The 17,374-nt window shown below is 70.4% G+C and carries 14 protein-coding genes and 5 tRNA genes; 8 read left to right on the top strand and 11 right to left on the bottom strand.

Going from position 1 to position 17,374, the window contains the following annotated elements:
• Positions 1–68: 68 nt before the first annotated feature.
• From ACJ9NR_RS27700 to ACJ9NR_RS27660, 9 genes are all read right to left on the bottom strand, one after another.
• A tRNA-Glu gene (locus ACJ9NR_RS27700) sits at positions 69–144 on the bottom strand.
• 28 nt (positions 145–172) lie between these two features.
• Positions 173–244 (bottom strand) — tRNA-Gln (locus tag ACJ9NR_RS27695).
• A 20-nt stretch (positions 245–264) separates the two neighbouring features.
• A tRNA-Glu gene (locus tag ACJ9NR_RS27690) sits at positions 265–337 on the bottom strand.
• A 29-nt stretch (positions 338–366) separates the two neighbouring features.
• Positions 367–439: transfer RNA gene (locus ACJ9NR_RS27685), tRNA-Glu, on the bottom strand.
• Positions 440–476: 37 nt separating this feature from the next.
• Positions 477–548 (bottom strand) — tRNA-Gln (locus ACJ9NR_RS27680).
• 91 nt (positions 549–639) lie between these two features.
• Positions 640–1,392, bottom strand: a complete 753-nt coding sequence (locus ACJ9NR_RS27675; protein WP_412492250.1) for an HAD family hydrolase — start codon at positions 1,390–1,392, stop codon at positions 640–642.
• A 160-nt stretch (positions 1,393–1,552) separates the two neighbouring features.
• A complete protein-coding gene (gene gltX, locus ACJ9NR_RS27670; protein ID WP_412492251.1) occupies positions 1,553–3,037 on the bottom strand; it encodes a glutamate--tRNA ligase in 1,485 nt (494 codons plus the stop codon).
• Complete coding sequence (locus ACJ9NR_RS27665) at positions 3,030–3,815, bottom strand: fumarylacetoacetate hydrolase family protein (protein ID WP_412492252.1); 786 nt, start codon at positions 3,813–3,815, stop codon at positions 3,030–3,032. Before ACJ9NR_RS27665 ends, gltX begins: the two co-directional genes overlap by 8 nt.
• Positions 3,816–3,939: 124 nt before the next feature.
• Positions 3,940–4,128, bottom strand: coding sequence for a hypothetical protein (locus ACJ9NR_RS27660; protein WP_412492253.1), 189 nt, complete (start codon positions 4,126–4,128; stop codon positions 3,940–3,942).
• 586 nt (positions 4,129–4,714) lie between these two features.
• Between ACJ9NR_RS27660 and ACJ9NR_RS27655 the strand changes: the two genes are divergently transcribed.
• The 8 genes from ACJ9NR_RS27655 (at position 4,715) to ACJ9NR_RS27620 (ending at position 15,324) form a co-directional block, all read left to right on the top strand.
• Positions 4,715–8,494 (top strand): nitrate- and nitrite sensing domain-containing protein, encoded by a 3,780-nt coding sequence (locus tag ACJ9NR_RS27655; RefSeq protein WP_412512740.1) that lies wholly within the window; start codon positions 4,715–4,717, stop codon positions 8,492–8,494.
• A 9-nt stretch (positions 8,495–8,503) separates the two neighbouring features.
• Entirely contained in the window at positions 8,504–8,917 is a 414-nt protein-coding gene (locus ACJ9NR_RS27650; RefSeq protein ID WP_005479910.1) for a roadblock/LC7 domain-containing protein, read from the top strand.
• A 110-nt stretch (positions 8,918–9,027) separates the two neighbouring features.
• Entirely contained in the window at positions 9,028–9,423 is a 396-nt protein-coding gene (locus tag ACJ9NR_RS27645; RefSeq protein ID WP_016432454.1) for a DUF742 domain-containing protein, read from the top strand.
• Positions 9,404–9,979, top strand: a complete 576-nt coding sequence (locus tag ACJ9NR_RS27640; protein WP_058922977.1) for a GTP-binding protein — start codon at positions 9,404–9,406, stop codon at positions 9,977–9,979. Before ACJ9NR_RS27645 ends, ACJ9NR_RS27640 begins: the two co-directional genes overlap by 20 nt.
• A gap of 388 nt (positions 9,980–10,367) precedes the next feature.
• Positions 10,368–13,658, top strand: coding sequence for a sensor histidine kinase (locus tag ACJ9NR_RS27635; protein ID WP_412492255.1), 3,291 nt, complete (start codon positions 10,368–10,370; stop codon positions 13,656–13,658).
• Between the two features lie 10 nt (positions 13,659–13,668).
• Positions 13,669–14,082 (top strand): roadblock/LC7 domain-containing protein, encoded by a 414-nt coding sequence (locus tag ACJ9NR_RS27630; protein WP_004983065.1) that lies wholly within the window; start codon positions 13,669–13,671, stop codon positions 14,080–14,082.
• Between the two features lie 95 nt (positions 14,083–14,177).
• Positions 14,178–14,762 (top strand): DUF742 domain-containing protein, encoded by a 585-nt coding sequence (locus ACJ9NR_RS27625; protein ID WP_412492256.1) that lies wholly within the window; start codon positions 14,178–14,180, stop codon positions 14,760–14,762.
• Positions 14,743–15,324 carry a GTP-binding protein gene (locus ACJ9NR_RS27620; RefSeq protein ID WP_029183992.1) on the top strand — a complete coding sequence of 194 codons (582 nt, stop codon included), beginning with the start codon at positions 14,743–14,745 and terminating at the stop codon, positions 15,322–15,324. The genes ACJ9NR_RS27625 and ACJ9NR_RS27620 overlap by 20 nt, the downstream gene beginning before the upstream one ends.
• Positions 15,325–15,472: 148 nt before the next feature.
• On the opposite strand, the gene ACJ9NR_RS27615 is transcribed toward ACJ9NR_RS27620, so the two are convergent.
• The gene (locus tag ACJ9NR_RS27615) at positions 15,473–15,664 is read right to left on the bottom strand and encodes an acyl-CoA carboxylase subunit epsilon (protein WP_412492257.1); all 192 of its coding nucleotides are present in this window, start codon (positions 15,662–15,664) and stop codon (positions 15,473–15,475) included.
• Between the two features lie 57 nt (positions 15,665–15,721).
• A complete protein-coding gene (locus tag ACJ9NR_RS27610) occupies positions 15,722–17,317 on the bottom strand; it encodes an acyl-CoA carboxylase subunit beta (RefSeq protein WP_412492258.1) in 1,596 nt (531 codons plus the stop codon).
• Positions 17,318–17,374 lie beyond the last annotated feature (57 nt).

The raw sequence follows: 17,374 nt of genomic DNA, 5'->3' as shown, positions 1-17,374 counted from the left end.
AGACACAGCGGACACAGGCGATCCCCGGGCACGACGAAGGCCCCCCGCCGAAGCGGAAGGCCTTCTTCTGGTACCCCCGACCGGATTCGAACCGGCGCTACCGCCTTGAGAGGGCGGCGTGCTAGGCCGCTACACAACGGGGGCGAGGATCTTGCGTTTCCGCAGATCCGAGCTGGTCTACCTGGACTCGAACCAAGACTAACTGAACCAGAATCAGTCGTGCTGCCAATTACACCATAGACCAATGTGGTTTAGACCAGTTTGTACCCCCGACCGGATTCGAACCGGCGCTACCGCCTTGAGAGGGCGGCGTGCTAGGCCGCTACACAACGGGGGCCCTAGCGATCCCGAGATGATCGGAATCAGTACCCCCGACCGGATTCGAACCGGCGCTACCGCCTTGAGAGGGCGGCGTGCTAGGCCGCTACACAACGGGGGCTTTGCGGATGCCGTGCTCAATTCAAAGCATCCGCGAGCTGGCCTACCTGGACTCGAACCAAGACTAACTGAACCAGAATCAGTCGTGCTGCCAATTACACCATAGGCCACTGGAACGCAAGCCCCTGCGGGGATCTCGTTCTAGTTCGCTCCTCCGGTCCCGGGCCTCTCGGCCCGCTCCCCGGCGGCGCAGGAAGAACATTACCCGAAGGTGGACGGGGCTCCAAAACGGGTATCGGCGCCGAGCAGCGCGGGCAGTTCGGCGAGGGAGGCGATCCGGTGGGGACCCACGCCGGCGCCGCCACCGGTGTGCACTCCCGAGCGGTCGATCCAGACGGACAGCAGCCCGGCCTCGGCGGCCCCGCGCCCGTCGATCTCCGGATGATCACCGACGTACGCGACCTGGTGCGGGGCGAGTTCCAGCGCGTCGCAGGCGGCGAGGAAGGCACCGGCCTCGGGCTTGGAGACGCCCAGTTCGGCGGCGCACAGGACCGCCTCGAAGCGGTCGTGCACGCCGAGCACGCGCAGTTTGCGGTCCTGGACGGTGAGGCTGGAGTTGGACAGCACCGCGTGCCGGTGGCTGGCGGCGAGCGCGTCGAGGACGGGCAGCACGTCCGGGAAGAGGGCCCAGGCCGTCTCGTAGTGCGCGATGTAGCGCTGGAACCACGCGTCGCTCTCGGCGTCGGTCAGCTCCTGCCCCAGAAAGACCCGGACCCGGTCCCGGCGCTGCTCCTCGAAGGACACCTCACCGGCGGCGAAGCGCGCCCACTGGGCGTCGGTGACCTCCCGCCAGTGCGCGAGGGCCCGCTCCACGGTGTCGTACCGGCGCAGCAGGCCCTCGGCCGCCAGGTGCGCGCACATTCCGGCCCGGTCCGCCGACGTGTAGTCGAAGAGGGTGTCGTCCACGTCCCAGACGATGGCGTGGACCCGGGTGTCGCCGACGCGGAAGGTCATGAGCCGACGGTAACCCGGCGGGAGACCGCGCGTCCGTCGGTTCACGGCGGTCGCGGCGGTCGCGGTCACGGCGGTCAGGGCGGGGGCGGTCAGGGCGGGGGCGGCACCACTGCCTGGTGGGTCCGGACCGGACGGCGTCGTGCCGCCCCCCGCGTCCGCGTTACGCGGCCAGCTTGGCCAGGGCCGCGTCGATGCGGGCCAGCGTCCTGTCCTTGCCCAGGACCTCGAGGGACTCGAAGAGGGGTAGGCCGACCGTGCGGCCGGTGACCGCGACGCGGACCGGGGCCTGGGCCTTGCCGAGCTTGAGGCCGTGGGCCTCGCCGGCGGCCAGCACGGCCTCCTTCAGGGCCTCCGGGGAGGTCCAGTCCGCCGACTCGAGCTTCTCGCGGGCCGTGACCAGCAGCGCGTCCGACCCCTCCTTCATCGCCTTCGCCCAGCTCGCCTCGTCGAAGACCGGCTCGGCGAGGAAGAGGAAGTCGACGTTGTCGGTGATCTCGGAGAGGACCTTCAGACGGGTCTGGGCGTGCGGGGCGATCGCCTGCCATCGGGACTCGTCGAAGTCCTCCGGCGCCCAGGGGGCGAAGGGGGCCTGGAGCCACGGGCGGCAGCGCTCGGTGAAGTCCTTCACGTCCAGCAGCCGGATGTGGTCGCCGTTGATCGCCTCGCACTTCTTGAGGTCGAAGCGGGCCGGGTTGGGGTTGACGTCCCCGATGTCGAACGCGGCCACCATCTCCGCGACGGTGAAGATGTCCTGGTCGGCCGAGAGCGACCAGCCCAGCAGCGAGAGGTAGTTGAGCAGGCCCTCGGGCAGGAAGCCGCGCTCGCGGTAGAGGTTGAGCGAGGACTGCGGGTCGCGCTTGGAGAGCTTCTTGTTGCCCTCGCCCATCACGTACGGCAGGTGGCCGAAGGCCGGGATCCGCTGGGCCACGCCCAGCTCGATCAGTGCCTTGTAGAGGGCGATCTGGCGCGGGGTGGAGGAGAGCAGGTCCTCGCCGCGCAGGATGTGGGTGATCTCCATCAGGGCGTCGTCGACGGGGTTCACCAGCGTGTACAGGGGCGCGCCGTTCGCCCGTACGATCCCGTAGTCCGGCACGTTCTCCGGCGTGAACGTCAGCTCGCCGCGGACCAGGTCGGTGAAGGTGATCGTCTCGTCGGGCATGCGGAAGCGGACGATCGGCGTACGGCCCATGGCCTTGTACTCCTCGACCTGCGCCGCGCCCAGGTCGCGGCAGTGGCCGTCGTAGCCGGAGGGCCGGCCGGCGGCGCGGGCGGCCTCGCGGCGGGTGTCCAGCTCCTCCTGCGAGCAGTAGCAGTGGTACGCGTGGCCGGCGTCCAGGAGCCTGCGCGCGACATCGGCGTAGATCTCCATGCGCTGCGACTGGCGGTAGGGCGCGTGCGGGCCGCCGACCTCCGGGCCCTCGTCCCAGTCGAAGCCCAGCCAGCGCATCGAGTCGAGCAGCTGGCCGTAGGACTCCTCGGAGTCGCGGGCCGCGTCGGTGTCCTCGATGCGGAAGACCAGCGTGCCCTGGTGGTGCCGGGCGAACGCCCAGTTGAACAGGGCGGTGCGCACCAGGCCCACGTGCGGGTTACCGGTGGGCGACGGACAGAATCGGACGCGGACGGGGGAGCCGGGTGCGCTAGCCACGCTTGACAACCTTGTTGGTGAGAGTGCCGATGCCTTCGATGGTGACGGCGACCTCGTCGCCGACGGTGAGCGGCCCGACGCCTGCCGGGGTGCCCGTGAGGATCACGTCGCCGGGAAGCAGCGTCATGGCCTCGGAGATGTTGACGATCAGATCCTCGATCGGGTGGATCATCTCGCTGGTGCGGCCGAGCTGGCGTTGCTCGCCGTTGACCGTGAGCTGGATGGTGAGATCGCCCGCGGCGGCGAGGTCCAGGCCGGTCTCCACCCACGGGCCGAGCGGGCAGGAGCTGTCGAAGCCCTTGGCCCGCGCCCACTGCTTCTCGCGCTTCTGCACGTCGCGCGCGGTGACGTCGTTGGCGCAGGTGTAGCCGAAGATCACGTCCTTGACGCGGTCGCGCGGGACCTCGCGGCACATGCGGCCGATGACCACGGCCAGTTCGGCCTCGTGGTGCAGGTCCTCGGTGAAGGACGGGTACCGGATCTCGTCGCCGGGGCCGATCACCGAGGTGGACGGCTTGAAGAAGGCGAACGGGGTGTCGGGCACCTCGTTGCCGAGTTCGCGCGCGTGCTCCGCGTAGTTGCGGCCGAAGGCGACGACCTTGTTGGGGAGCACCGGCGGCAGCAGCCGGACCTTGCTCAGCGGGACCTTCGTGCCGGAGAGCTCGAAGTCCGCGAACGGGATGCCCTTGATGATGTCGAGGACGAGCTCGTCCGGCTTGTCGCCCTCGACCGTGCCGAAGGCGACGTTCCCGTCGATGGAGAACCTGGCGATGCGCACGGGATCCTGGCGCCCCTCACTGAGCCGGTGGATTCTGACGCTCCAGGCTAACGCGGCAGGGGGCCGCCCACGTGCGCATCACCGCGTGGGGGGCGCCTTGAGTGATCGGCGCCCCGGGTGCGTACTACTGCGCGGTGGAGCTTGCGACCGGGACCTCTTCGAGGACCGTGCGCCTGGGGTTGGCGGTGTGCGTGGGAAGATCGACGGAGTGCTGCGGCTGCTGCGGGATGCGCAGCTCCTCGGTGCCCTCGAGGTGGGCGAGGGTGGTGCGCCGCGGGTTGGCTATGTTGTGGAACATCATCGTCGTCTTCACGGTTGTCCTGAGCCCTGTTCTCGGTCGTGGGTCGGCGTGAGGGGTCGTGGGTCGGCACTTTTGCCCATACTGTAAAGCGCCAGGCTAATCGCGCGATTCCCCGCGGACGTCCGGTGAATCCCCCGGCGAGCATGTGAGTTTGCTCACTGAGTCACGGACATACCGGTCAATCGAGACCCGTGCACCGCCCCAGCGAAACGGACATTGGCCCCCTGAAGCCATCATTCCGCTCCTGATCATGGCGACTGGGACACCGCCCCCACCCGCACAACTCGCGGCCATACGTCCGTTTTGCGGGAGATCTCTCTCTACGTCCGGTGACACCGCACTCACGTGCTGTCACCTAGGTCACGGCATCACACGCGAGCCTTGTTGGAGATCCTGCACTGTGCTGGAATGCCACGGACCGCCGCGGGATCGAGCCGGCGCACAGGGGGCGCAACGAGCGCCGGGTGACGGCGAGAAGGGGGAACCAGCGCCGGTCACTCACGACCACCGGGGACGCGTTCAGGGCGTCCCCCAAAACGCCGACACCGTGTCTTTCCGCTCGCGCGGAGGGGCGCCTGGTCCAGAGGTTGCGACGCTAGTGCAGGGACGTTTCAAGAGGGATGGCAGTGCTTCGGCGGAGCCGGAGCCGCACGGCGGGACTGGCCCCGATGTCGGCAGTTCCTCGCCCCAGCACGCCCAGAACCCGGGACCGGCGGCGTCCGGCGACGGCCAAGACCGCTCTGGGCGCCCCGGCCCGTCGGCAGCGTCCGGGACGCCCGGTACCGCTGCCCCGGTGATCAAACCGGCCACGGGCGCGACCGGCCCCGGGTCGCGTGTGGCGCTGCGCAATTGGCGCATCTCCACGCGTCTGGTGTCGCTGCTCGCGCTCCCCGTGGTGGCGGCCACCTCGCTGGGCGCCCTGCGCATCAGCGACAACATGAACGACATCCAGCAGCTCGACAACATGAAGCTGCTGACGGACATGACCAAGCAGGCCACCGAGCTGGCCGCCGCGCTCCAGGAGGAGCGCGACCAGTCCGCCGGCCCGCTGGCGCACGGCTCCAAGGCGAGCGACTACACGGTCAAGGGCTACCGCGACAAGACGGACCGGGCCGAGCAGAACTTCAAGGACGCCGCCGAGGAGATCGACGTCTCCGGCAAGGACGAGAAGCTGCAGGGCGTCCGCGAGAGCCTGGTCAGTGTCGTCAGCGACCTGGGCACGCTGGAGAAGATCCGCGCCGGCGCCTACGAGACCAAGCTCAACTCCTCGCAGACGGTCGAGTCCTACCACCGCCTCATCACGCACCTGCTGGACCTCTCGCAGGACATGGCGGAGGCCACCAGCAACCCCCAGATGATCCAGCGCACGCGTTCCCTGGCGGCCTTCTCCTCCGCCAAGGAGTACGCCTCCGTCCAGCGCGCGGTCCTCGCGGCGGCCCTGCCCGCCAACAACACCACCGTGGGCAAGCTGTCGGAGAACGACCGGCTCTACGCCCAGTCGGCGCTGCAGAGCGAGGGCTCGGAGCTGCGCAGCTTCAAGAGCATCTACGGCACCGACAGCGCCGCCGCCCTCCTCAAGCCCATCGAGGAGAACAACGCCACCATCAAGGCCACCGACACCTACGCCGGCCGCGCGCTGGCCGGTCAGGACGGCCTGCAGGACCTGCAGAAGCGCTCGTACCAGGACTGGGTGGACGACAGCTCGACCAAGATCGAGCAGATGCAGAAGATCGAGCACACCCTGCTCGAGGACATGGAGCAGAAGGCCCGCGAGCTGCGCGCCGCCTCCGAGCGTGAGGCGATCATCTCCGGTGCGCTGATCCTGCTCGTGCTCGGCGTCTCGCTCGTCGGCGCCTTCGTCATCGCCCGGTCCATGATCCGCTCGCTGCGCCGGCTCCAGGAGACCGCCAACAAGGTCGCCCAGGACCGTCTGCCCGAGCTGGTCAAGCAGCTGTCGGAGTCGGACCCGCAGGACGTCGACACCTCCGTCGAGTCGGTCGGTGTGCACTCCCGGGACGAGATCGGCCAGGTGGCCGCGGCCTTCGACGACGTCCACCGCGAGGCGGTCCGCCTCGCCGCCGAGCAGGCCCTGCTGCGGGGCAACGTCAACGCGATGTTCACCAACCTCTCGCGCCGCTCCCAGGGCCTCATCCAGCGTCAGCTGTCGCTCATCTCCGAACTGGAGTCCCGCGAGGCCGACCCGGACCAGCTGTCCTCGCTGTTCAAGCTCGACCACCTCGCGACGCGTATGCGCCGTAACGGTGAGAACCTCCTCGTCCTCGCCGGTGAGGAGCCCGGCCGCCGCTGGACCCGCCCGGTCCCGCTGGTCGACGTGCTGCGCGCCGCCGCCTCCGAGGTGGAGCAGTACGAGCGCATCGAGCTGGCCGCCGTGCCGACGACCGAGGTCGCCGGCCGCGTGGTCAACGACCTCGTGCACCTGCTCGCCGAGCTGCTGGAGAACGCGACCTCCTTCTCCTCGCCGCAGACCAAGGTCAAGGTCACCGGTCACGCGCTGCCCGACGGCCGGGTGCTGATCGAGATCCACGACACCGGTATCGGCCTCTCCCCCGAGGACCTCGCGGCGATCAACGAGCGGCTCGCCTCGCCGCCCACCGTGGACGTCTCCGTCTCCCGCCGCATGGGCCTCTTCGTGGTCGGTCGTCTGTCCCAGCGGCACGGCATCCGCATCCAGCTGCGCCCGTCCGACTCCGGTGGCACGACCGCGCTGGTCATGCTGCCGGTGGACGTCGCCCAGGGCGGCAAGAAGCCGCAGGGCAAGCCCGGCCAGGGGGCCGGCAACTCCGGTGGCCCCGCCGCCGCGCAGGCCGCCGCCGGTGTGGCCGCGGCCCGGCGCCAGGCGAACGGCGCCGGCGCTCCGGGCGGTGGCGCCCTCGGTGCCGGCGCGCCGGCCGGTGGCCGGCTCGGGGCCGGTCAGGGGCCGCGGGCCGCGCTGCCGGGCGCGGGCGGCCCGGGCGGCGGCCGTCCGGGCGCTCCGGGCGGAGCGCGTGGACCGCAGTTCCCCGCCCCGCAGCAGGGCCGGCCGGCTCCCGCGGGCGCGGGCGCCGCGTTCGGTCAGGCGCCGGGCGCCCCGCAGGGCCTGCAGGCCGCGGGCACCGACCAGGACAGCTTCGGCGGCGCGCGTGGCGCCGCCCCGTCGCCGCAGGCCCCGGCGGCCGGTGGTGAGCGCGGCGAGCGCGGCGGCCGTCGTGGACGCCGCCCGCAGCTGCCGGGCCGTGGCGGCCCCCGGGCCGAACTGCCGGGCGGCGACCAGCAGCCGCGCCCGAGCTGGAGCGACGAGAACGCGCAGCCGCCGGTGCCGCGCGCCTCGCTGGACACCCCGCGCGGCCACGACGAGACCTCCCGGATGCCGCGCTTCGACGACCGTCAGGGCCCCGGCTCGACGTCGGAGATGCCGGCCGTCCCGCGGGGCGACGACCGCCAGAGCTCGACCTCGGAGTTCCCGCGTCCCGACTTCGGCGCCCCGGCGCCGGCCGCCCCGCCGCAGCAGGACCCGTACGGCCGGCCGGACTTCGGCGCGCCGCAGCCGTCCGCGAACGGCGGGCAGGACCAGGGCCAGTTCGTCCGCTCGGACGTCTTCGGCTCCCCGCCGGGCCAGAACGGCCGCGGCAACGCGAGCGATCCGAACAACCCCGCCAACACCGGCCAGTTCGCGATGCCGCAGGGCTACGACGCGGGATCCACGGGCCAGTTCGCCACGCCGGGCTACGACGACGGCTCCACCGGCCGGCACAACCTGCCGGGCCGTCAGAACTCCTTCGGCAACGGGCAGTTCGAGCGTCCGCAGCCCAACGGCAACCACGGCGACTTCGGTGCCCCGCGGCAGCCGGCCCCGCCGCGGCCGCAGCAGCGGCCCACCCGCCAGGAGCCGGAGGCCCTGCCGCCGGCGTCGGGCCCGGGCGACGGCCGTACGCCGCTGTACGACACGCTGGAGACGAACTGGTTCCGCGGCGGCCAGGCGGGCGGTCAGCACAGCAACGGCTCCGCGCCGCACCAGCCGCAGGCGCCCACGTCTCCCATGGCGCAGCAGCAGCACTCCGCGGGCGCGCAGCAGCAGCCCGCCACCTCCTCCTGGCGCGCCTCGCCGAACGACGACCTCGTCCGGCAGGCGGAGCGCGTCCGGCAGCCGGCCGCGGGCGGTGTCACCACCTCCGGCCTGCCGCGCCGGGTACCCCGGGCGAACCTCGTCCCGGGCACGGCTCAGCAGCAACAGCACCAGTCCGGTCCGCAGGTCTCGCGTTCGCCTGACGACGTACGCGGCCGGCTGACCAATCTCCGTCGGGGTATCGCGCAGGGCCGCCAGGCCGGAACAGGCCAGACGGGCAGCTTCCCGAGCCCCACTCACCAGCAGGAGCGTTAGTTGAGCCAGATGAGCCAGGCGGCACAGAACCTCAACTGGTTGATCACCAACTTCGTGGACAACACCCCGGGTGTGTCCCACACCGTCGTCGTGTCCGCCGACGGTCTTCTTCTGGCGATGTCGGAAGGCTTCCCCCGCGACCGCGCCGATCAACTGGCGGCCGTCGCGTCCGGTCTCACCTCGCTGACGGCCGGGGCCTCCCGGATCTTCGAGGGCGGCGACGTGGCGCAGACGGTCGTCGAGATGGAGCGGGGCTTTCTCTTCCTCATGTCCGTCTCGGACGGCTCGTCCCTGGCCGTGCTCGCTCACCCCGAGTGCGACATCGGTCTGGTCGGCTACGAGATGGCGCTGCTGGTCGACCGCGCGGGCGCTGTGCTCACGCCCGATCTACGCGCCGAACTGCAAGGCAGTCTGCTCCACTGAACCCCACCGGCACCACCCGTCTCACCAAATCACCGTCCGGCCGCCACAATCCCCCCACCGGCCCAAGCGACGGCACGACTGACCGACATGCTGTCCCGCCCGGAGGATTCATGACCCCGCCCACCGCCTCTCATGATCCGTACGCGGAGCCGTACGAGGATGAGGGCGACCAGCCACTGGTACGTCCCTACGCGATGACCGGTGGCCGGACGCGGCCGCGCTACCAGCTCGCCATCGAGGCGCTGATCAGCACGACTGCCGACCCGGCAGCACTCATGGGGCTGCTCCCGGAGCACCAGCGCATCTGCCATCTGTGCCGTGAGGTGAAGTCGGTAGCCGAGGTGTCGGCGCTTCTGGCCATGCCGCTGGGTGTGGCCCGCATTCTCGTCGCGGACCTGGCCGAGGCCGGGCTCGTCGCCATCCACCAGCCGGGTGGCGACGAGACCACCGGTGCACCGGACGTGACCCTGCTCGAAAGGGTGCTCAGTGGACTTCGCAAGCTCTGACGGAGGGCGGGCGACCACCTCCGCGAAGATCGTGGTGGCGGGTGGCTTCGGCGTGGGCAAGACCACGTTCGTGGGCGCCGTCTCCGAGATCAACCCGCTGCGCACGGAGGCCGTCATGACGTCCGCCAGCGCGGGCATCGACGACCTCACCCACACCGGGGACAAGACCACCACCACGGTGGCCATGGACTTCGGCCGCATCACCCTGGACCAGGACCTGATCCTGTACCTCTTCGGTACGCCCGGTCAGGACCGGTTCTGGTTCATGTGGGACGACCTGGTACGCGGCGCGATCGGCGCGGTGGTGCTGGTGGACACCCGGCGCCTGGCCGACTGCTTCCCGGCCGTCGACTACTTCGAGAACAGCGGTCTGCCCTTCGTCGTCGCCCTCAACGGCTTCGACGGACACCAGCCCTACGCTCCCGAGGAGGTCCGCGAGGCCCTGCAGATCGGGCCCGACACCCCCATCATCACGACCGACGCACGCCACCGGGCCGACGCCAAGAGCGCGCTCATCACGCTGGTGGAGCACGCGCTGATGGCACGGCTGCGGTAGATCTTCAAATCCGTGATGACATACGGCAGTTGTCGTAGACAAACCGGAGCCGGCTGTGGCCTTTGACACGGTCGGCCCCGGTGTTCATAACGTTTCGGCAGAGGAATCGAATGGCACGGCCACGCGTCGTCGCCACCCGGTCTCACTGTGCACACACGCGCCCCGCCTTTTGGCGGGGCTCGCTCTTTATGACCGTTTTATCTGGGGCTTACATCACACGGAATCCATGCCTTCCGCTGTTTGGAAGAGCGCTGGCCGTCGTGCTGGAATGCCTGAACTGCCCAATAGTCAAAGACGTACTCAGTAGTACTGCGTACTCAGTGGCGTACTGGGCTCTGAGACACTGCGGCACAACGTTGGTGCCCGCCGCCGAGAGGTTGTTGGTCGAGTGAGGCGAAGCAAGAACGGTCCCGAGCCGTCGGCCCGGGGCAACTTCACCCCGCCGCCGCGCGGAGCGGCGCCCGCCCCTGTGCCCGGTTCCGAACCGACGGCCGCCCCCGCTGCGAGCGGCGGCCGTTTCTCCCCCCGCAACTGGCGGGTGCCGACCCGGCTGAACGCGATCCTGCTCATACCCGTGGCCGTCGGCCTGGTGATGGGTGGCTTCCAGGTCAAGGGCTCGATCGACACCTGGCAGGAGGCCCAGGACGCGGAGCAGACCGCGCGCCTGGTGCGGGCCTCCCTGACCTACGCGAACGCGGTCAACAACGAGCGGGACATCACCGCGGCACCCCTGCTCAAGGGCAAGGCCGAGACCGCCAAGGACAAGCAGACGGTCGCGGCGGCCCGCAAGGCCACCGACCAGGCCGCCGACGGCTTCGACGAGGCGGCGCAGAACATGCCGCACAAGGCCGGCCTGCTGCGCCGCCTGAAGCTGTTCCGCCAGGCCGAACCCCAGCTCGCCAAGTTGCGCGCGACGGCCTACCAGGGCTCCGGCGTGCAGACCGAAGAGGGCTACATAGCCATCGCCCACCCCCTGATGGAGTTCGCCAACGAACTCGGTCTGGGCACCGGCAACATCACCAGCTACGGCCGTACCGTCTACGCGATCTCGCTGACCCAGGCCGCGCTGTCGCTGGAGCGGTCGATCGGCATGCATATGCTGATCAGCCCCGGCCCCAAGGCCGACGACCTGGCCAAACAGCGCGTGGCCCTCTCCTCCTACGCCTACCTCGAGGGCATCGCCATCGAGGAGTACAAGGCCGGTGGCACCGAGGCCGACGCCCAGAAGCTGGTCGACCTCGAGGCGAAGGCCACCGAGAAGGGCAAGGCACAGGCCAAGGAGGCCGCCGCGCAGGCCGCCGCCGCCAACCAGACCTATGTGCCGCCGCCGTCCGATCCGACCGCCATGGTCACGGCCCTGGCCACCCTGAAGACCACCGACGCCGCGGAGCGCGCGCAGCTCGCCGAGAAGGGCATCACCCCCCAGAACTGGTGGGCGGTCAACACCCTCCGCTACGACGTCTACCGCAAGATCCAGGCGGACATGGCCGACACGGCCGTGAACGAGGCCTCGGACATCGCCGACAACGCCAAGCGTGACGCCCTCATCACGGGTGCCGCGGTCGTGGTCGCCCTGCTGCTGGCGTTCATCCTGGCCGGCGCCGTCGCCCGCCAGATGTCCCGCTCGATGCGCCAGCTGCGCAACGCCGCCTTCGGCATCGCCGAGCAGCGTCTGCCGATGCTGGTCGACCAGCTCTCGCGCACCGATCCCGGACGCGTCGACACCCGGGTCGCGCCCATCCCGATCACCAGCCGCGACGAGATCGGCGAGGTCGCCCGCGCCTTCGACCAGGTCCACCGCGAGGCGGTCCGGCTCGCCGCCGAGCAGGCCCTGCTGCGGGGCAACATCAACGCGATCTTCACCAACCTCTCGCGCCGCAACCAGTCGCTGATCGAGGGCCAGCTGACCCTGATCACCGACCTGGAGAACAACGAGGCCGACCCGGACCAGCTGGAGAACCTCTTCCGCCTGGACCACCTCGCCACCCGTATGCGCCGCAACGGCGAGAACCTCCTGGTCCTCGCGGGCGAGGAGCCCGGCCGCCGCTGGGACCAGCCGGTCCCGCTCATCGACGTGGTCCGCGCCGCCTCCTCCGAGGTGGAGCAGTACGAGCGCATCGAGCTGTCCGGCGTCCCCGAGGCCGAGATCCACGGCCGCGCGGTCACCGACCTCGTGCACCTGCTCGCGGAGCTGCTGGAGAACGCGACGACGTTCTCCTCCCCGCAGACCAAGGTGCGCGTCACCGCGACCCGGCTGCCCGACGGCCGCATCATGATCGAGATCCACGACAAGGGCATCGGCCTGACGGCCGAGGACTTCGCGGACATCAACCACAAGCTGGCCAACCCGCCGACCGTGGACGCCGCGATCTCGCAGCGCATGGGCCTGTTCGTGGTCGGCCGGCTGTCCGACCGGCACGGCATCCGGGTCCAGCTGCGCCCCTCCGGCGAGCAGGCCGGCACCACCTCGCTGGTGATGCTCCCCGACGCGATCACCCACGGCGGTGGCGGCGAGCAGCAGCTCAGCCGCGACGAGTTCACGGTCTCGCAGATCATCCCGGAGCAGAACTTCCAGGGTGAGGACTTCAGCGAGCCGATGCGCACCGCCGCGGAACTCGGCTTCGACGACAGCCGCTACGCCGACATCCCGGACGACATCCGGGAGCTGGACCCGGTCGGCCGCTCGCTGATGCGCGAGGAGCGCCGCGCGGCCCTGGAGGCCCAGCGGCCGCCGGGGCAGGACGAGCCGGACTCGCCCGCCGAGGGCACGTACGGCGACCCCTTCGAGGCGCAGCAGCAGCCGTCCTACGACAACGGCACGGGTGCCTACCCGGAGCAGCAGCAGCCCGTGGGCTACGACCAGCAGCCCGCCTACGACGAGCTGCAGCAGACCCCGTACGAGGAGCCGCAGTCCCCCGCGTACGACGAGCCGGCCCCCCGGCCGTCGTACGAGGAGCCGTACTACGCGCCCGGCGACCCCCTGTCGCAGAACGACACGTTCTCGCCGAACGGCGGCTACTCCGAGCCCGCGTATGCGGAGCCGGTCCGTGAGGAGCCCGCCGCCGCCCAGAACGCGGCCCCGGAGTCCTTCGCGGCCTTCGAAGAGCGCCGCTACCAGGACGACTGGCCGCAGCAGGACGGTTTCCAGAACGGTTACGCGCCCGATTACGCTCCGGAAACGGAACCTGCTCAGGCCCCTGACGCGAGCGAGCACGACCGCGTAGGCTTCGACCGTCCGGGACCGGCTCCTTCCGCAGGTCACGCGCTCACCGACGCCGGGCTGCCCCGCCGCGGATCCTTCGGCGGAGCGAACGGCTCGAACGGCGCGCGGCCCGCGACCCAGGAAGCGCCGACCCCGGCACCGGCTTCCAACGGCAACGGCGACTGGCGCTCGGCCAACGACGAGCGCTGGCAGCAGGCCTCCGCGCTGCGGAAGCCCAAGGCGGGCGGGGTCACCTCCTCCGGCCTGCCGCGGCGGGTACCCAGGGCCAACCTGGTCGAGGGAACCGCCGCGTCGACCCCCCAGGGAGGCCCACAGGTCTCCCGTGCCCCGGAGGACGTCCGGGGCAGGCTGAGCAACCTGCGCCGGGGCGTCCAGCGTGGACGCAACGCCGGCGCGGGCAGTGAAACGAACGGCCAGGGCTTCGGTCCTGACAGCACCTACAACCAGGAGCGTTAGTGTGAGCCCGATGAGCCAGGCGGCACAGAACCTGAACTGGTTGATCACCAACTTCGTGGACAACACCCCGGGGGTGTCCCACACGGTGGTGGTCTCCGCCGACGGACTCCTTCTGGCGATGTCCGAAGGGTTTCCGCGCGACCGCGCCGACCAGCTCGCGGCGGTCGCCTCCGGCCTGACCTCGCTGACCGCCGGTGCCTCGCGCATCTTCGAGGGCGGTAGCGTGAATCAGACGGTTGTGGAGATGGAGCGGGGATTCCTGTTCATCATGTCCATCTCCGACGGTTCCTCACTCGCGGTTCTCGCACATCCCGAGGCGGACATCGGTCTCATCGGGTACGAGATGGCACTTCTGGTGGACCGTGCCGGTACTGTCCTGACCCCGGATCTGCGTGCGGAGCTCCAGGGCAGCCTGCTCAACTGACAGTCAGACGGTGCGGTTTGGCGTCCCGGGGCCTTAAAGTTTCGGGACGCGGCTCCACAGGGCTCGGGTGCCCGGCACAGTCGGAGGAGGAGAAAGTGGCAACACCCCCAGGCGGTTCGCCTTCGGGCAACTGGTCGTACGGCCCTGCCCAGGGCCAGGGCGACGGTTCCCAGAACCCGAACCGTTACGACTTCCCCTCCGCTCCCAGCCACCGGCGTCGGCAGCCGTACGCGCCGCAGGGCCCCGGCCCTTCGCCGTACGACCAGCCGCCGGCACCGCGCATCCAGCCCGTGCAGCCGCAGCGACGCACCCCTGAGCCGGCGCCCGCGGGGGCGTCGAACAACCCCCTGGTGCGCCCGTACGCCATGACGGGCGGCCGTACCAGGCCCCGCTACCAGCTCGCCATCGAGGCGCTGGTGCACACCACCGCGCAGCCGCACCAGATGCAGGGCCAGCTGCCCGAGCATCAGCGGATCTGCAACCTCTGCCGGGAGATCAAGTCGGTAGCCGAAATCTCCGCGCTCCTGACGATCCCTCTCGGCGTGGCCAGGATCCTCGTCGCCGACTTGGCGGAGGCGGGACTGGTCGCGATCCATCAGCCCGGCGGCGACGAGAACGCCGGCGGCCAGCCAGACGTGACACTGCTCGAAAGGGTGCTCAGTGGACTTCGCAAGCTCTAGCGGCGGTCCTTCCCGCTCCACCACCTCGGCGAAGATCGTGGTGGCGGGTGGCTTCGGCGTGGGCAAGACCACGTTCGTCGGGGCCGTCTCGGAGATCAACCCGCTGCGTACCGAGGCCGTCATGACGTCCGCCAGCGCGGGCATCGACGACCTCACCCACACCGGGGACAAGACCACCACCACGGTGGCCATGGACTTCGGCCGCATCACCCTGGACCAGGACCTGATCCTGTACCTCTTCGGTACGCCCGGTCAGGACCGGTTCTGGTTCATGTGGGACGACCTGGTCCGCGGCGCGATCGGCGCGATCGTGCTGGTGGACACCCGGCGCCTGGCCGACTGCTTCCCGGCCGTCGACTACTTCGAGAACAGCGGTCTGCCCTTCGTGATCGCCCTGAACGGCTTCGACGGCAACCAGCCGTACAGCCCGGACGAGGTGCGGGAGGCGCTGCAGATCGGCCCGGACACCCCGATCATCACGACCGACGCGCGGCATCGGGCCGACGCGAAGTCGGCGCTGATCACGCTGGTCGAGCACGCGCTGATGGCACGGCTGCGGTAGCGGACGCGCGGCCACCGGGCTGCCTCCGGCGGTGGTGAGCCGTCCGCGGGTGCCTGGTGGCCGGCCGCGCGGCTCCCCGCGCCCTTGAAGGCATGCAGAAGAAGGGCCCCTCTCTGATGGAGGGGCCCTTCTTCTGCGCGCTTACCGTCTAATGCCAGCTGTGCGGGGCCCGGAAGCCGCCCTCGCGCTCCAGCCGGCGCCAGCCGGCCTTCGGGCGGGAGCGGTGGGGCTGGGCGTCCGACGGGGCGGCCGCGGCGCGGGCCAGCAGGACGGCCGTGATGGCGGCCACTTCCTCGGGCTCGGCGTGGCCCTTCTCGACGCGGATGTCAGGAGTGCTCATAGGTCTCAGTCTCCGTGGATGAGGTTTCCGCGGGGGTGCCGCGGAGGGTCCGCCGGGTTACTGCGGGGGGTTGCCGTGCTTGCGCGAGGGCAGGTCGGCGTGCTTGGTCTGCAGCATCGCCAGGGAGCGGATGAGGATCTCGCGGGTCTCGCTCGGGTCGACGACGTCGTCGACCAGGCCGCGCTCGGCCGCGTAGTAGGGGTGCATGAGCTCGGACTTGTACTCCTTGACCATGCGGGCCCGCATGGCGTCGGGATCCTCGGCGGCGGCGATCTGGCGGCGGAAGATGACGTTGGCGGCGCCCTCGGCGCCCATCACGGCGATCTCGTTCGTCGGCCAGGCGTAGGTGAGGTCGGCGCCGATGGACTGGCTGTCCATGACGATGTAGGCACCTCCGTACGCCTTGCGCAGGATCAGCGAGATCCGCGGCACGGTCGCGTTGCAGTAGGCGTAGAGGAGCTTCGCGCCGTGGCGGATGATGCCGCCGTGCTCCTGGTCGACGCCGGGCAGGAACCCGGGGACGTCCAGGAAGGTGACGATCGGGATATTGAAAGCGTCACACATCTGGACGAAACGCGCAGCTTTTTCACTCGCCTCGATGTCCAGGACGCCCGCGAGGGTCTGCGGCTGGTTGGCGACGATGCCGACGACCTGGCCGTCCAGCCGGCCCAGCGCGCAGATGATGTTGCGGGCCCAGCGCTCGTGGACCTCGAGGTACTCGCCGTCGTCGACGATCTCCTCGATCACCTTGGCCATGTCGTAGGGCCGGTTGCCGTCCGCCGGGACCAGGTCGAGCAGCGTCTCGCTGCGCCGGTCCACGGCGTCCGTGCACTCCACCCGCGGCGGGGTCTCCCGGTTGTTCTGCGGCAGCAGCGAGAGGAGGTAGCGGACCTCCGCGATGCAGGTCTCCTCGTCGTCGTAGGCGAAGTGACAGACGCCGGAGGTCTCGGCGTGGACGTCCGCGCCGCCGAGGCCGTTCTGCGTGATCTCCTCGCCGGTCACCGCCTTGACCACGTCCGGTCCGGTGATGAACATCTGCGAGGTGTCGCGGACCATGAAGACGAAGTCGGTCAGGGCGGGGCTGTAGGCCGCGCCGCCGGCGCACGGGCCGAGCATCACGCTGATCTGCGGGATGACGCCGGACGCCTTGGTGTTGCGCTGGAAGATCCCGCCGTATCCGGCCAGGGCGGACACGCCCTCCTGGATGCGGGCGCCGGCGCCGTCGTTGAGGGAGACCAGCGGGGCACCGGCCGCGATGGCCATGTCCATGATCTTGTGGATCTTGGTGGCGTGGGCCTCGCCGAGGGCGCCGCCGAAGATGCGGAAGTCATGGGCGTAGACGAAGACCGTACGGCCCTCCACCGTGCCCCAGCCGGTGATCACCCCGTCCGTGTACGGCTTCTTGGCGTCCAGGCCGAAGCCGGTGGCGCGGTGCCGGCGCAGCTGCTCGACCTCCTGGAAGGAGTCCGCGTCCAGCAGCAGCTCGATGCGCTCCCGCGCGGTCAGCTTGCCCTTGGCGTGCTGCGCCTCGGTCGCCTTCTCGCTCGGCCCGGCCAGCGCCCGGGCACGGATCTCGTGCAGCTCGGCCACCCGCCCGCGCGCGTCCGCCGGCTCACCCGTCGACTCACCCGGCGCCTCATCCAAAACGGTCATGTAGTGACCTTACGAAGCCCACCGAGGAATGCGAGCCGTCGACTCCGTACAGTGTCC

Source organism: Streptomyces sediminimaris (assembly GCF_047049295.1).
Lineage (GTDB): Bacteria > Actinomycetota > Actinomycetes > Streptomycetales > Streptomycetaceae > Streptomyces > Streptomyces sediminimaris.
This window is presented reverse-complemented; position numbering and strand designations above follow the sequence as displayed.

Excerpts from the sequence above, each read along its gene's own strand:
- ACJ9NR_RS27650 (WP_005479910.1), top strand. The coding sequence starts at position 8,504 with ATGAGCCAGGCGGCACAGAACCTCAACTGGTTGATCACCAACTTCGTG.
- ACJ9NR_RS27645 (WP_016432454.1), top strand. The coding sequence starts at position 9,028 with ATGACCCCGCCCACCGCCTCTCATGATCCGTACGCGGAGCCGTACGAG.
- ACJ9NR_RS27675 (WP_412492250.1), bottom strand. The coding sequence starts at position 1,392 with ATGACCTTCCGCGTCGGCGACACCCGGGTCCACGCCATCGTCTGGGAC.
- ACJ9NR_RS27615 (WP_412492257.1), bottom strand. The coding sequence starts at position 15,664 with ATGAGCACTCCTGACATCCGCGTCGAGAAGGGCCACGCCGAGCCCGAG.
- ACJ9NR_RS27630 (WP_004983065.1), top strand. The coding sequence starts at position 13,669 with ATGAGCCAGGCGGCACAGAACCTGAACTGGTTGATCACCAACTTCGTG.
- ACJ9NR_RS27610 (WP_412492258.1), bottom strand. The coding sequence starts at position 17,317 with ATGACCGTTTTGGATGAGGCGCCGGGTGAGTCGACGGGTGAGCCGGCG.